This is a genomic window from Streptomyces sp. R-74717 (genome assembly GCF_047305335.1).
GTDB lineage: Bacteria > Actinomycetota > Actinomycetes > Streptomycetales > Streptomycetaceae > Streptomyces > Streptomyces atratus.
The window spans coordinates 1,146,147-1,160,881 of sequence record NZ_CP102361.1 but is presented as its reverse complement, the minus strand read 5'-3'; the positions used below and the strand labels follow the sequence as shown (position 1 = coordinate 1,160,881).

General features: G+C 69.2%; 12 protein-coding genes and 2 pseudogenes. 6 read left to right on the top strand and 8 right to left on the bottom strand.

Annotated elements, in window-relative coordinates; genetic code table 11:
* Positions 1–23: 23 nt before the first annotated feature.
* From NRF20_RS05305 to NRF20_RS05285, 5 genes are all read right to left on the bottom strand, one after another.
* Positions 24–485 carry a universal stress protein gene (locus NRF20_RS05305; RefSeq protein ID WP_266355378.1) on the bottom strand — a complete coding sequence of 154 codons (462 nt, stop codon included), beginning with the start codon at positions 483–485 and terminating at the stop codon, positions 24–26.
* A gap of 10 nt (positions 486–495) precedes the next feature.
* Entirely contained in the window at positions 496–735 is a 240-nt protein-coding gene (locus NRF20_RS05300; RefSeq protein ID WP_398633649.1) for a hypothetical protein, read from the bottom strand.
* 159 nt (positions 736–894) lie between these two features.
* Positions 895–1,428, bottom strand: a complete 534-nt coding sequence (locus tag NRF20_RS05295; protein ID WP_398633648.1) for a hypothetical protein — start codon at positions 1,426–1,428, stop codon at positions 895–897.
* Positions 1,429–1,603: 175 nt separating this feature from the next.
* Entirely contained in the window at positions 1,604–2,371 is a 768-nt protein-coding gene (locus NRF20_RS05290; protein WP_413752100.1) for a hypothetical protein, read from the bottom strand.
* 15 nt (positions 2,372–2,386) lie between these two features.
* On the bottom strand, positions 2,387–2,578 hold the full coding sequence (locus tag NRF20_RS05285; protein ID WP_266355373.1) for a hypothetical protein: 192 nt from the start codon (positions 2,576–2,578) through the stop codon (positions 2,387–2,389).
* A gap of 498 nt (positions 2,579–3,076) precedes the next feature.
* Here NRF20_RS05285 and NRF20_RS05280 point away from each other — a divergent pair.
* From NRF20_RS05280 to NRF20_RS05270, 3 genes and pseudogenes are all read left to right on the top strand, one after another.
* A pseudogene (locus tag NRF20_RS05280) lies at positions 3,077–4,052 on the top strand (SCO0930 family lipoprotein).
* A 202-nt stretch (positions 4,053–4,254) separates the two neighbouring features.
* Complete coding sequence (locus NRF20_RS05275) at positions 4,255–5,073, top strand: SAM-dependent methyltransferase (RefSeq protein WP_398633646.1); 819 nt, start codon at positions 4,255–4,257, stop codon at positions 5,071–5,073.
* Positions 5,070–7,240 (top strand): annotated as a pseudogene (locus NRF20_RS05270) (putative bifunctional diguanylate cyclase/phosphodiesterase). Before NRF20_RS05275 ends, NRF20_RS05270 begins: the two are co-directional and overlap by 4 nt.
* A 129-nt stretch (positions 7,241–7,369) precedes the next feature.
* Here the strand turns inward: NRF20_RS05270 and NRF20_RS05265 are convergent.
* Positions 7,370–8,260, bottom strand: a complete 891-nt coding sequence (locus NRF20_RS05265; protein WP_266355367.1) for a LysR family transcriptional regulator — start codon at positions 8,258–8,260, stop codon at positions 7,370–7,372.
* A 95-nt stretch (positions 8,261–8,355) separates the two neighbouring features.
* On the opposite strand from NRF20_RS05265, the gene NRF20_RS05260 reads away from it, so the two are divergent.
* The 3 genes from NRF20_RS05260 to NRF20_RS05250 are packed head-to-tail and all read left to right on the top strand — an operon-like array spanning position 8,356 to position 11,757.
* Entirely contained in the window at positions 8,356–9,063 is a 708-nt protein-coding gene (locus tag NRF20_RS05260) for a succinate dehydrogenase (RefSeq protein ID WP_114248013.1), read from the top strand.
* A 1-nt stretch (position 9,064) separates the two neighbouring features.
* A complete protein-coding gene (locus tag NRF20_RS05255) occupies positions 9,065–11,014 on the top strand; it encodes a fumarate reductase/succinate dehydrogenase flavoprotein subunit (protein ID WP_398633644.1) in 1,950 nt (649 codons plus the stop codon).
* The gene (locus NRF20_RS05250; protein ID WP_398633643.1) at positions 11,011–11,757 is read left to right on the top strand and encodes a succinate dehydrogenase/fumarate reductase iron-sulfur subunit; all 747 of its coding nucleotides are present in this window, start codon (positions 11,011–11,013) and stop codon (positions 11,755–11,757) included. The genes NRF20_RS05255 and NRF20_RS05250 overlap by 4 nt, the downstream gene beginning before the upstream one ends.
* Before the next feature lie 132 nt (positions 11,758–11,889).
* Here the strand turns inward: NRF20_RS05250 and NRF20_RS05245 are convergent, their stop codons facing one another.
* Together NRF20_RS05245 and NRF20_RS05240 are read right to left on the bottom strand one after the other, a co-directional pair.
* Positions 11,890–12,198, bottom strand: coding sequence for a hypothetical protein (locus tag NRF20_RS05245; protein ID WP_398634277.1), 309 nt, complete (start codon positions 12,196–12,198; stop codon positions 11,890–11,892).
* Positions 12,199–12,263: 65 nt separating this feature from the next.
* Positions 12,264–14,687 (bottom strand): ABC transporter, encoded by a 2,424-nt coding sequence (locus NRF20_RS05240; RefSeq protein ID WP_413752099.1) that lies wholly within the window; start codon positions 14,685–14,687, stop codon positions 12,264–12,266.
* Positions 14,688–14,735 lie beyond the last annotated feature (48 nt).

Sequence of the window (14,735 nt, the reverse complement as noted above, 5' to 3'; positions counted from 1 at the left end):
TCGAGGTGAGGATTCCGCGACGGTTACGGCACCACTGTGACGGGCCAACGGCCCGCCTTCACCAGCCGGATCGCCACCGATCCGATGAACCGGTGCCCGGCCGACTCCGACGCTCCCACCACGACGGCATCGGCCTTCAGTTCGTCCGCCGCGGTGACGAGTCCGTTGTAGGGATCACCGCGGAAGGTGTGGAACTCCCAGCGCACATCCCATATGTCCTTCATCCGCTCCGTCGCCTCCCGGATCTCGTTCACCAGCCCCTCCGCGACCTCTCCGGTCGTATCGGCGACCGGTGCACCGAGCGCGGCCCCCGCGGGCAGCACGGGCTGGACATAGACGAGGGCGAGCATGGCCCCCTGACGACGGGCGAGCCCCGCCGCGTACGCCGCGGCATGCATGGAGGAATCGGACCCGTCCAGGCCTGCGACGATCACTCTCGGGCCGTCTGTGCCACGTTCGAACTGGTGGGGCTGTTGGTCTGTCACGGCAGTGAGGCTATCCGGTCCCGGCACCGACCCCGGCCCGGGCCGTGGCAACGTCCCGGACAGGGCCGTCGCCGGGTACTCCGGGGGCTGCCCGATGGACGTCGACCGAAGTGGCGGCGGCCGGCCGGGGAGGGCCCAGGGAGAAGTCCGCGCCGTTCTGCATCAATGCCAGGCCGGTGAGCAGCACCAGGGCGAGGGCGCCCCACGGCGAGTGCCTGGTCCGTTCGACGCGCCAGTTGTCCCGGCCCATGATTCTCCCTTCGTCGCGACGCTTGGAACGCTAAGCGCGGGACGGCCGGGCGGCGATCAGTGAAGGGCGAACGGGTGGTGCCGGCCCGATACGCCCGTCGCCCCGAGTCCTCTTACAGGACTCGGGGCGACGGGCGTATCGGGCCGCACTGCCCTGCTCTCAGTGCGGGCGGCTCCCCTTGCGCTCACGTACGACATAGATGGTGCCGGTGGCCGTGACCACCGCCAGCGCCGTTCCGGCGGCGATCTCCGCGGCGTTCATCCTGTCGATGCTGCCGCCGAGTCCGCCCTGTACACCGGCCGGCGAGACCGGGGCACTCTTGGCGGGTGCGTCGGAGGCCGCGCGGACCGTGAGTGCGGTCCGCGCCGTGGAGCCGGGCGACGTATTACAGATAAATGTCACTTCGTAGGCGGCGCCAGGTATTGCGTCCCGGTCGACCGTGGCCGCGACGGCCGCGCCCCTGGGAATGGTGACCGTGTCGAAAACTCCGGAGCCGGCTGTGGCGGTTGTGGAGCACCCCCGGGCGGCCAGGACGACCTGGCTCCCCGGCGCGATCACCGACGGAGTGACGGTGTATCCGGTCGCGGAGGACGCGCCTCCCGACGTCGCGGCGTATGCGGTTGCAGCCGGAGCGGTCAGGGCGAGAGCGGCGACGCCGAGCAGGGCGACGGGTGCGGCACCTATTGCACGCATGGGTGAATCCTCCGGGTCCCCGAGGAGCAGTTGCGGAACGGATTTCCACATGGCGTCAGAAATGCACCTCGACGCACCAAACGCTATAAGTTGCGCATTTTGCCCGCGATCGGAGTGCGCCGCCCGGGGCACCCGTTTCCCCCGAGCGGCGCACCGCCGGCATGTCGGCGGACCGCTATCCGCCCGCCGCGCCCGGGAACAGATCGAGGAACGGCGCCGCGGTGGCCGAGATTCCCCGGCCGAAGGGGGAGTCGAAGTCCCAGATCAGGAAGAGGAGAAAGGCGATCAGGACGCTGAAGAGGCCGGCCAGCAGCAGTTCACGGAAGGTTCTGCGGATCTGCAGCGTGAAGATCAGCCCGACGGTCACGAGCGCCCCGGTGATCAGGCCGAACCAGACCACGCCAGGCATGGTCGCACCGGCACTCTGTCCGCGTGCGTTGCGTGCGTCGTCGGCCGCGGCGACCTGATCGACCAGTGGCTGATATGCCTGGCCCTCGTGATCGTTCCTCGGCCGGTAGTCGGTGACATCGGTGCGCACCTTGCCGAGGAGCCGGGCCCCCTCGTCGGTGAGAGAGCCGTGCTCGGTCATCGACCGCCACTCGTCGTGGACGACGTGGCGGACGTAGGCGTCGACATCGGCGCGGATGCGCGTACGCGCCTCGGCCGGGTAGACGGCGGAGCGGACGTTCACCTCGTGCAGTGCCTGGGCCTCCTGGCGTACGTACTCCTGGGCGGCGCCGCGGCCCTCCCAGACGCCCGCGATGGCGAGGCCCAGCACGATCGCGTAGACCACGCCGATCATCATCGTCATGTACTCGATGACGTCAGGGGTCTCGGACGGGTCGTCATCGTCTCCGATCCGGCGGTTGTTGAGTACGGCGATGGTCAGGACGACAGCGCTCGCCGCGACCATGGCGAGGGTGAGAACAAGCCATTCCGACATGGGTTCCTCCGGAGGTCATCGGGAGCGGGGACGCAGCACGGCGACGGCGAACACCGCGGGGGCCGTGATCAGCAGGGTGAGGGTGACCAGGGAGGTGCCGCGCCGCGGGACCTTGCGCGGTGGCTTGCGGTAGGCGGGGAGCGCCACGGGCCGGGGTGCCAGATGCGTGGGGCGTACGGAGGGCGAGGGTGAAGGCGGCGGTGGCACGGGCTCCGGTTCCGGTTCCGGTCGTGGTGGTGCGGGGGGCGGTGGTGCGGGAAGGGGCGGCGGGGGTGGGGGTGGGGGTGGAGGAGGCGGGGGTGGAGGTGCGGGCGGTGGAGTCGGCTTGGGTGCCGGGCCCGCGTGACAGTGACCGTTGCCCGACACGGCGACCGCCGAACTCCCGCCGCCCTCCCCGATGGAGGCGTACGCGCAGTTGTCCGCCACCGCGGGTGCCGGGGCGGTCAGCAGCCAGAGAAGTGCGACGGCTGCCGTGAGCCGCCCTATGAGTGATCCGTACACGACGGGGAGCATGTTCCGGCCGGTCGCAGCGCACGCCGGGTGCGGACCGGATTCCCCTGAAGGTGGGGACATGGGGCGCCGGGTGTTTGCGGCTCAGGGCAATTCTGTGAACGCGTTGAACAAAGAGGGGGCCGCCGCCCGTACCCAAGGCCATGGATGACGCGAAGACGCGTCACAACTCACTTGGCATGAACGGGAGGTGACATGAGCACCTGGCGGAACGCCTCGCTCGCTGTGACGGTGGGCGGCCCTGTAGGCGCTGACGACGGCGTGCGGTCAGGAGAAGGGAACCGAGACCCCCAAGGGGCAGATCGTGGGCAACGCCGACCCGGCCGGACAGGAGACGGGAAGCGGCTACGGATCGGACAACGGTTACGGCCCCGGCAGCGGCTCCGACGGCGCGGAGCAGGGCGGCACGGGCAAGCAGGCCGGCCGGCTCGGGGTGTGGAACAGCAAGAAGCTCGGCAAGGTCCTCACGGACAGTGAGGGTTTCACGCTCTACCGCTTCGACAAGGACACCGCGAGGCCGCCCAAGTCGCATTGCGAAGGCGAGTGCGCGAAGATCTGGCCGGTGGTGCCCGCGGGCAATGTCACGGCGGCGGCCGGTGCCGATCCCGCACTGATCGGCAAGGTCACCCGCTCCGACGGCAGTCGGCAACTCACCATTGCGGGCTGGCCGATGGACCGCTATGTCAAGGACACCGCGCCCGGCGACGCCCATGGGCAGGGCGTGGGCGGCACCTGGTTCGCGTCCGCACCGGACGGCAGGAAGGCCGGGGTGAACGCCGACAGCCCGGCCGGCGCCGAACCGGCCGAACTCGCGGGGCTTTTGGTCCGCAAGGATCCGAAACTCGGGGACATCGTCGTGGACAAGCGCGGCATGACGGCCCATCGGTTCAAGAGGAACGTCGCATGGCCGATGAAGTCGGCCTGCACAGGTGCCTGTCTCTCGAAGTGGCCGGTCGTTGCTCCATTGGCAAAGAAAGCCGCCAAAGGCGTCACGACCAAGGGTTTTGTCACCTTCAATCGGCCTGACGGAATCAAGCAGCAGGCCATCGACTGTTGGCCGGTCCATACCTTCTCCGGCGATGTGAAGCCCGGAGACACCAACGGCCAAGGCGTCGGGGGTACATGGTACGCGGTGTCCCCCGACGCCAAACTGGTGGGCGCCCCCAAGTAGCCCGGTAGTGCCTCTCCGGGGCCGGTCCGTCGTCGAATGTCACACGCAGCGACGGACCGGTTGCACATGCCACTGGTGTGTGACCAATAACGGACGGGTAATTTCCGTTTCCGCTCGCTCTCCTGGCGGTCGATCAGTAGCCTCTGGTCAACACTGACCATGAACATGGCCGGATCGCCGTGGCGACTTGTTGGAGACATCGATGGAGCGTCCCGCCTGGGCACCGCAAGGCATAGACATTTTGGTGCCGAGCGTGTCCCGCATGTACGACTTCTATCTGGGCGGATCGCACAATTTCGAGGTGGACCGGGAAGCGGCTCGCAAGGCCATGGAGTTCATGCCGGGACTCCCCAAGATCATGCAGGCGAATCGCGCCTTTATGCGCAGGGCCGTGCGTTATGCGGTGAGCGAGGGCATCACCCAGTTTCTGGACATCGGTTCCGGAATACCGACTTTCGGGAATGTGCACGAAGTCGCCCAGGCTGCCGACCCCGAGGCCCGGGTGGCGTATGTCGATCACGACCCCGTTGCGGTCGCGCACAGCCGGGCCGTACTCGAAGGAAACGACCGGGCGGTGATCGCCGCCGCGGATCTGCGCCGCCCGCAGGAGATCGTGAAAAGCCCGGCGATCTCCCAACTGCTCGATCTGGACCGACCGGTGGCTCTGCTGCTCGTCGCCGTACTCCACTTCATCGAGGACTCCGACGACCCGCACGCCGCGGTCGCCGAACTGCGCGAGGGACTCGCCCCCGGCAGCCTCATCGTCATCACCCACGCCTCGTACGAGGGGATTCCGCTCACCCGGGAGGAGGCGGGTGGCGCGGTCGGCGTCTACAACAACATCCGCAACCCCCTGGTCATGCGGTCGCGCGAAGAGATCGCCCGCTTCTTCGAGGGACACGAGATGGTCGAGCCCGGACTCGTGTCGATGCCGAACTGGCGCCCCGACACGCCCCATGCGGTGGAGCACGAGGACCCATTTGCCTTCTCGGGCTTCGCAGGGGTGGGACGCAAGGCGTGAGCATTCCCGCCCAGTCGTCCGGGACGCCCGACACGGAGCCCGGCGGGCCCGAGGACCGGCTCCGGAGATTCGCCACGATCTGGAGCCGGGCCGTCTTCCCGTCGACGGCCACCTCCATGACGCGCACGGAGTTCGAACAGCATCTGCTGCCGCTGGCCCGCGGGCTCAGCGACATCCTGCACGCGCGGCCCTTCGAGGCGACGCCCGCGAGCGAGGTGGGCGTCGCCCTCGTGGCCGCGCACTGCACGGATCCGGACGCACTCAGCAGCACGCTCGGCGTCATCGACTCGTACCTCGTCCTCTACTGCGGAAGCAACGGCGCGACGGCGCTGTCGACCGAGGACAGCAGAGCCCGCTGCGCCCGGATACAGCATGCCCTCGCCGGCGGCTTCACCCAGGCGCTGCGCGAGCGGACCCTCGCCGAACAGGAGGCCATCGCCCGCTCGGCGCTCACCGCCCGCTCGGACGCCGAGCAGGCTCTGCACGCCACCGAGGCACGCTTCCGCGCCGTCTTCAAGGACGCGGCCATCGGCATCGGGATCGCCGATCTGGACGGCAATGTGCTGGAGGTCAACGACACGCTCACCCGGATGTTCGGCGGGCTCGAACATCATGTGCGCAGCCACAAGATCAACGAGTGGGTCCACCCCGAGGACTCACCCCAGGTATGGAAGTACTACAACGAGCTGGTACGTGGCGAACGCGAGCACTACCGGGTCGAAAAGCCGTACTACCGCAACGACGGCACCGTGCTGTGGACCAATCTGACGGTGTCGCTGCTGCGCGACTCCGAGGGCAGGCCGGAGTATCAGCTGGCGCTGTTGGAGGACACCACGGAGCGCCGGCTGCTCAACCTGCGCCTGCGGTACGAGGCCACGCATGACGCGCTCACCGGTCTGCCCAACCGGACGCTGTTCTTCGAACGGCTGGAGAAGGCGCTCTCCGCCCACGACGGCAGCCGCTTCGGCCTGTGCTACCTGGACCTCGACGGCTTCAAGGCGATCAACGACAGTCTCGGCCACGCGTCGGGGGACCGGCTGCTGGTCGAGGTGGCCGACCGGCTGCAGAGCTGTGCGACCGCGCCCGGCGAGATGGTGGCTCGGCTCGGCGGCGACGAGTTCGTGGCCCTGACCACCGGCCCCGACACCCGGACGGAGGTCGACGAGCTGGCCTGCCGCATCCTCGGCGTGCTCGGAACCCCGATCCGGCTGGAGGGTCGTGAGCTGACCGTACGCGGATCCATCGGGGTCGTCGAAGGGCCGGCGAACGCACCGCCGCCGAGGTACTGCGCAGCGCCGACATCACGATGTACCGGGCCAAGTCGGCGGGTGGCAACCGCTTCGAGCTCGCCGACGCCGAGGCGGATGCCCGTGCCATCACCCGGCACGGGCTGACCACCGCGCTGCCCGCCGCACTGGAGCGCGGTGAGTTCTTCATCGAGTACCAGCCCCTCGTACACCTCGGCGACGGCACGGTGCACGGTGCGGAGGCACTGGTGCGCTGGTGCCACCCGCAGCACGGGGTGCTCGGTCCCGACCGGTTCATCCCGCTCGCCGAGCACACCGGGCTGATCGTGCCGCTCGGCCGCTGGGTGCTGGAGGAGTCCGTGCGGCAGGCCCACTTCTGGCAGGAGCGGCACAGCGACGGCGGTCCGCTGCGGATAAATGTCAACCTCTCGCCGACCCAGTTGCACCATCCGCGGCTGGTCGCCGAGACGGTGGACGTGCTGGAGCGGTCGGGGCTCGAACCCGGGGCCCTGTGCCTGGAGGTCACCGAGTCCGCGCTCATCGGCGCGGACGACGATCTGCTGAAGCCGCTGCGGCAACTGGCGGAAATGGGCGTCGACATAGCACTCGACGACTTCGGCACCGGGTACTCGAACCTGGCGAACCTGCGCAGGCTTCCGGTGAGCGTCCTCAAGCTGGACCGTTCCTTCACGCAGGGCATGCAGCAGCATCCGGCGGATCCGGTCGATCTGAAGATCGTCGAGGGAATCGTCTCGCTGGCCCACAGCCTGGACCTCGCGGTCACGGTGGAGGGCGTGGAGACCGGGGCCCAGGCGGAGCAGCTGCGGGAGCTGGGGTGCGACACGGCCCAGGGCTGGTACTACGCCCGCCCCGGTGCGCCCGACCGCATCCACTCACTGGTGCTGGCCGACGCGGTGTGAGGGGGCGGGGAGTGAAGGCGCCGAGGCCGTCCGGTCGACGTCTCGTCCTCAATCGCGAAAATCAAGCCCGTCCGGCGATTGAGAACGAAGCGCGGCCGGAGGCCGCGTAACCGGCGGCCCGGCGCCGGCTCAGGCCCGTCCGGCGGCGAGTACCACCTTCTGCAGCTCGCGCGCCGCGCGCGGTGGTGCCACATCGCTGCGGTGCGCGAGCGCGATCGTGCGCCGCAGGCCCGGGCGGGCCAGCGGTGTGGTCCGCAGGTCGTGGCCGGCCCGGACGGCGACCATGCTGGGCACCACAGCGATCCCGAGTCCTGCCCGGACGAAGCCGAGGACTGCGTCCATCTCCCCGCCCTCCACCGTGAACGACGGCTCGAAGCCCTCCGCCCGGCAGGCGGCGACCGTCAGTTCGCGCAGGTCGTAGCCGTGCCGGAACATCACCAGGGATTCCCCCTGCAGGTCGGCGATCCTCACGCTCCCGCCCCGGCCGGGGCGCGGCGCCTGTGCCGATGACACCACGACCAGGTCCTCCTGGAGCAGCTCGACCGTGGTGAGCGCGGGGGACGCCGCGGGCAGCGGCAGCACGATCAGGGCCAGATCGAGGGCTCCGCGCGCCAGCTCCCGTACGAGGTCGAGCGAGCCGCCCTCCTCCAGCAGCAGTTGGATTCCCGGATGCCGGTCGTGGAAGGCGCGCAGTACGTCGGGGAGCAGGCCCGTGCAGAGGCTGGGCGTGGCGCCGAGCCGGACCCGGCCCCGGCGCAGCTGAGCCAGCTCCTGCACCTCGTGGCGTGCGGTGTCGGCATCCGCGAGGATGCGCCGGGCGAGCGGCAGCAGGGCCTCGCCCGCATCGGTCAGGGTGATGTTGCCGCGGGCCCGGCTGAACAGCTCCGCCCCCAGCTCGTTCTCCAGCGCTCTGATCTGCTGGGAGAGCGAGGGCTGTGAAACATGCACCTCCTCAGCGGCACGGGTGAAGTGACGGGTCTCGGCCACGGCCACGAAGTACGTCAGCTGCTGGAATTGCATACACTCAGCATAGCGGCCACGATAGTCCATGCCTATGAAGATGAGCTGCTCCATGTCTTGGACTGATGGGGCCTTTCGGCCCTAGCGTCGTGTCCATGGCATTGGCAACGCGGACGGACCGACGGCCGTCCATGACGCGTACGCTCTGGGACTCGTCCGTCGGCAAGAAGACGATCATGGCCGTGAGTGGCCTGATCATGCTGCTCTACTTGGTTGTTCATATGATCGGCAACCTGAAGATCTTCTTCGGGTCCGGCGAGTTCAACCATTACGCGCACTGGCTGCGGACCATGGGCGAGCCCTTCCTGCACTACGAGTGGGCCCTGTGGATCGTCCGCGTCGTGCTCGTCGCCGCCGTGGTGCTGCACGCCACCTCCGCGTACCAGCTGAGCCGCCGCGACATCAAGGCACGGCCCAGCAAGTACGTCCACAAGAAGCCCCGGGCGAGCTATGCCACGCGGACCATGCGCTGGGGCGGGATCATCCTCGCCCTTTTCATCGTCTGGCACATCCTCGACCTGACGACGGGCACCGTGCACTCCGGCGGATTCCAGTCCGGGCACCCGTACCAGAACGTCATCGACACCTTCTCCACCTGGTACGGCAACACCATCTACATCGTCGCCATGCTCGCCCTCGGACTCCACGTCCAGCACGGCTTCTGGAGCGCCGCCCAGACCCTCGGCGCGGGTAACGCGACCCGTGACCGTGCCCTCAAGACCATCGCCAACGTCCTCGCACTGGTGCTGACGGTGGGCTTCATCTCCGTACCCGTCGCCGTCATGACCGGAGTCGTGAGCTGACATGACCGATTACTCGCACTACGAGACGGGCGCGCCCGTCGTCGACACCAAGGCCCCCGAAGGCCCCGTCGCCGAACGCTGGGACACCCGCCGTTTCCAGGCGAAGCTGGTCAACCCGGCCAACCGCCGCAAGCACACCGTCATCGTCGTCGGCACCGGTCTCGCCGGCGGTTCGGCCGGGGCGACGTTGGCCGAACAGGGCTACCACGTTGTCCAGTTCTGCTTCCAGGACTCGCCCCGCCGCGCCCACTCCGTCGCCGCCCAGGGCGGCATCAACGCCGCGAAGAACTACCGCAACGACGGCGACTCGATCCACCGGCTCTTCTACGACACGGTCAAGGGCGGCGACTTCCGGGCCCGTGAGTCCAATGTCCACCGGCTCGCCCAGATCTCCGTGGAGATCATCGACCAGTGCGTCGCCCAGGGCGTCCCGTTCGCCCGCGAGTACGGCGGCCTTCTCGACAACCGCTCCTTCGGCGGCGTCCAGGTCTCCCGCACCTTCTACGCCCGCGGCCAGACCGGGCAGCAACTCCTCCTCGGCGCCTACCAGGCACTGTCCCGGCAGATCGCCGCCGGCAACGTCGAACTGCACGCCCGCACCGAGATGCTCGACCTGATCGTCGTCGACGGCAAGGCCCGTGGCATCGTCGCCCGCGACCTCGTCACCGGGAAGATCGACACCTATTTCGCCGACGCGGTCGTGCTGGCCAGCGGTGGCTACGGCAACGTCTTCTACCTGTCGACGAACGCCATGAACTCCAACGCCACCGCCATCTGGCGCGCCCACCGCCGCGGCGCGTACTTCGCCAACCCGTGCTTCACCCAGATCCACCCCACCTGCATCCCGCGCACCGGCGACCACCAGTCCAAGCTGACGCTGATGAGCGAGTCGCTGCGCAACGACGGCCGGATCTGGGTGCCGAAGGCCAAGGGCGACAACCGCCCCGCGAACGAGATCCCCGAGGACGAGCGCGACTACTACCTGGAGCGCATCTACCCGGCCTTCGGCAACCTCGTGCCGCGTGACATCGCCTCGCGCGCCGCGAAGAACGTCTGCGACGAGGGCCGCGGCGTCGGCCCCGGCGGACAGGGCGTCTACCTGGACTTCGCCGAAGCCATCCAGCGGATGGGCAGGGCCGAGGTCGAGGAGAAGTACGGCAACCTCTTCGACATGTACGCGCGGATCACCGCGGAGAACCCGTACGAGACCCCGATGCGCATCTACCCGGCCGTGCACTACACGATGGGCGGACTCTGGGTCGACTACGACCTCCAGACCACCATCCCCGGCCTCTTCGCCATCGGCGAGGCCAACTTCTCCGACCACGGGGCCAACCGGCTCGGCGCCTCGGCGCTGATGCAGGGCCTCGCCGACGGCTACTTCGTCCTGCCGTCGACCATCAACGACTACCTGGCCCGCAACCCGCACCACGACGAGGTCGACGCCTCGCACCCGGCCGTCGAAGAGGTCGTCGCGGACACCGAGGACCGGCTGAACCTGCTGCTCTCCATCGACGGCGACCGCACCCCCGACTCCTTCCACCGCGAGATCGGTGAACTCATGTGGGAGTACTGCGGCATGGCCCGCACCGAGGAGGGGCTACGCAAGGCGCTCGACCGGATCCCGCGGATCCGCGACGAGTTCTGGCGCCGCATCAAGGTGCCCGGCACCGGCGAAGAGTTCAACCAGTCGCTGGAGAAGGCCAACCGCATCGTCGACTACCTGGAGCTCGCCGAGCTCATGTGCCTCGACGCCCTGCACCGTGCCGAGTCCTGCGGAGGCCACTTCCGCGAGGAGTCACAGACCCCGGACGGCGAAGCCGCCCGCCGGGACGAGGAGTTCTCCTACGCCGCCGCCTGGGAGTTCTCCGGCACCGGCGAGGCACCCGTCCTGCACAAGGAAGACCTCGTCTTCGAGTATGTCCACCCCACTCAGCGGAGCTACGCATGAAGCTCACTCTGCGCGTCTGGCGCCAGAAGAACGCCGACGCCCCCGGCGCCATGTCCACCTACGAGGTGGACGGCATCTCGCAGGACATGTCGTTCCTGGAAATGCTCGACACTCTCAATGAGGAACTCATCCTCGCCGGCGACGACCCCGTCGCCTTCGACCACGACTGCCGCGAAGGCATCTGCGGCGCCTGCAGCCTCGTCATCAACGGCGATGCCCACGGCCCCGAGCGCACCACCACCTGCCAGCTCCACATGCGGTCCTTCCAGGACGGCGACACGATCGACATCGAACCGTGGCGCGCCTCCGCCTTCCCGGTCGTCAAGGACCTGGTGGTGGACCGATCGGCCTTCGACCGGATCATCCAGGCGGGCGGCTACATCTCCGCCCCGACCGGCACCGCCCCCGAGGCGCACGCCACACCGGTGCCCAAGCCGGACGCCGACTTCGCCTTCGAACACGCCGAGTGCATCGGCTGCGGCGCCTGCGTCGCGGCCTGCCCCAACGGCTCGGCGATGCTCTTCACGTCGGCGAAGATCAACCACCTCAATGTCCTGCCGCAGGGCGCCCCCGAGCGCGAGACCCGGGTGCTCGACATGGTCGGGCAGATGGACAGCGAGGGCTTCGGCGGCTGCACACTCACCGGCGAGTGCGCCACGGCCTGCCCGAAGGGCATCCCGCTGCCGTCGATCTCGGCCATGAACAAGGAGTGGCTGCGGGCGACCCGGAGGGTGCACCGCTGAGACCACGGCCGAGTTCCTGGCCCCGGAGGCCGCCCACCTCAGGGGCCAGGACGTCTCAGATGCTCAGGCAGGTCACGACGTCACCGAGATGTCGTCGCCGTAGACCGTGCCCTGCCCGTACCAGCCGTGCAGCTAGACGGTCACCGTGCCGGTCGAGCCGGTGGTGAACGCCACCGACTGCTTGGCATAGCCGCTCGACGAACCCCAGGTGCTCGCTGAGGCGTCGCCCCGCACACCGAGGTAGCCGTAGTTGCCCTGCACCCAACCGCTCAGTGTGTACTTGGTGTTGGGGGACAGGGTGAGCTGCGTGCACTCGCCCGTCAGGGACGAGCCGGCCGCCGCGGCGAGCGCGTGCGAACCGCCGTGCACAGGAGTGGAGACGACCGCGCCGCCGGTCTCACAGGTCCAGGGGCTCAGCGAACCCGTTCTTTGCCTTTTCATTTCCCATTGCTTGCCTGATGCGGCAACTCGCGGTGGGAGCGGGCGAGTTGAACTCGATCGAATCCTCAGGCCAGACGGAGGGACGCCCTGAGGTACGCCGCCGTACGGCTGCCCTCCGCACACGCGACCTCGGCGGGTGGTCCCGCCGCCACGATCCGGCCGCCCCGGTCGCCGCCGCCGGGACCGAGATCGATCACCCGGTCGGCGCCCGCCACCACCGCCATGTCGTGCTCCACGACCACAATCGTGTTGCCCGCGTCGACCAGACCGTGCAACTGCCGCATCAGCACCTCTACATCGGCAGGGTGCAGCCCGGTCGTCGGCTCGTCGAGCAGATACATGGTGTGGCCCCGGCGGGTGCGCTGGAGCTCGGCGGCGAGCTTGATCCGCTGGGCCTCACCGCCCGACAGCTCCGTGGCGGGCTGACCGAGCCGCAGATAGCCGAGCCCGACGTCGAGCAGTGTCCGCAGACTGCGCTCGGCCGCGGGCGTACCGGCGAAGAAGCCGGCCGCCGACTCCACCGTCAGGTCCAGCACCTGCGCGATGTCGAGACCGCGCAGGGTGACCTCCAGGGTCTGAGGGTTGTACCGCGCACCGTGACAGTCGGGGCAGGGTGCGTACGTACTGGGCAGGAAGAGCAGTTCGACGGAGATGAACCCCTCGCCCTGGCAGGTCTCGCACCGCCCGCCCGCCACGTTGAACGAGAACCGTCCGGCCTTGTAGCCGCGCTCGCGCGCCGTGTCCGTCTCGCTGAACAGCTTCCGTACGACATCGAAGAGCCCGGTGTACGTGGCCAGATTGGACCGAGGGGTACGGCCGATGGGCCTCTGGTCGACCTGCACCAGACGGTCCACCGCCTCCAGTCCCTCCGCCGACGCGCACCCGGGTGTGGGACGCTCGGCGGGAAGGCCGGCGGTGGCGGAGGCCTGTCGGTCGGCGAGGACACCGGCCAGCACCTGACCGACCAGGGTCGACTTCCCCGACCCCGAGACACCGGTGACGGCCGTGAACACCCCGAGCGGAAACTCCGCGTCCACCCCTCGCACATTGTGGCGGTCGACGCCGTTCAGCTTCAGCCACCCCGACGGCGTACGCACCTCCCGCACCGGAGCGGGCCCGTCGTCGAAGAGGAAGCGCCGGGTCGCCGACTCCGTCACCTCCGCAAGTCCGGCCGGGGGACCGCTGTGCAGCACCCGGCCCCCGTGCTCACCGGCCAGCGGCCCCACATCGACCAGCCAGTCCGCCCGGCGCACCACATCCATCTGGTGCTCCACGACGAAGACGGAGTTCCCGGCCTCCTTCAGCCGGCCGAGCACCCCCAGCAGCGACTCGGTGTCCGCCGGGTGCAGACCGGCCGACGGCTCGTCCAGCACATAGACGACACCGAACAGGCCGGAGCGCAACTGGGTGGCGAGCCGCAGCCGTTGCAGCTCGCCGGAGGACAGTGTCGGAGCCGTACGGTCGAGGCTGAGATAGCCGAGTCCGAGCTCGGTGACCGTCTCGATCCGGGCGAGCAGATCTGCCGTCAGCACCCGCGCCGTGTCATCGCCGCCCGCCTCGCGCAGCACCTCGGCGAGCGAGGTGAGCGCAAGCCCGGCGAGTTCGGCGATCGAACGGCCGGCGAAGGTGACGGCCATCGCCTCCGGACGCAGCCGGCTGCCGCCGCAGACCGGGCAGGGGGCACTGGTCAGGAAGCGCTCGGCCTTCGCCCGCAGAGTGCGGCTCTTGGAGTCCGCGAAGGTGTGCATCACATAGCGGCGGGCGCTCATGTACGTACCCTGGTAAGGGCGTTGGATGCGCCCCGCGTCACGCACCGGATGGACCGTCACCACCGGCTGATCATCGGTGAACAGGATCCACTCCCGGTCCCCGGCGTCGAGCTCGCGCCACGGACGGTCGATGTCGTAGCCCAGTGCGTCCAGCACATCGCGCAGGTTCTTGCCCTGCCACGCCCCCGGCCAGGCGGCGATCGCACCGTCCCGGATCGACAGCGAGGGGTCGGGGACGAGCAGTTCCTCGGTGGTGCGGTGGACAAGGCCGAGACCGTGGCATTCGGGACACGCCCCGGCGGCGGTGTTCGGTGAGAAGGAGTCGGAGTCCAGCCGTCCGGCACCCGCCGGGTAGTCCCCGGCGCGCGAGAACAGCATGCGCAGGGAGTTCGAGAGCGTGGTGACCGTCCCGACGGACGATCGGGCACCGGGCGCCGAGCGGCGCTGCTCCAGCGAGACGGCGGGCGGCAGCCCGGTGACCTCGCCGACCGCGGGCGCACCGACCTGATGGATCAGCCTGCGGGCGTACGGGGCGACGGACTCGAAGTAGCGGCGCTGGGCCTCGGCGTAGATCGTCCCGAACGCGAGGGAGGACTTTCCGGAGCCCGAGACGCCGGTGAACACGGTGAGTGTGTCGCGCGGGATGTCGACCGAGACGTCCTGGAGATTGTGTTCACGGGCGCCGCGCACCCGGACGTACGGATCGTGGGGGGTGGACATGTGCGCGGGGACTCCGTACGGATCGGGGCAGGGCGGCGGCCTGGGTAC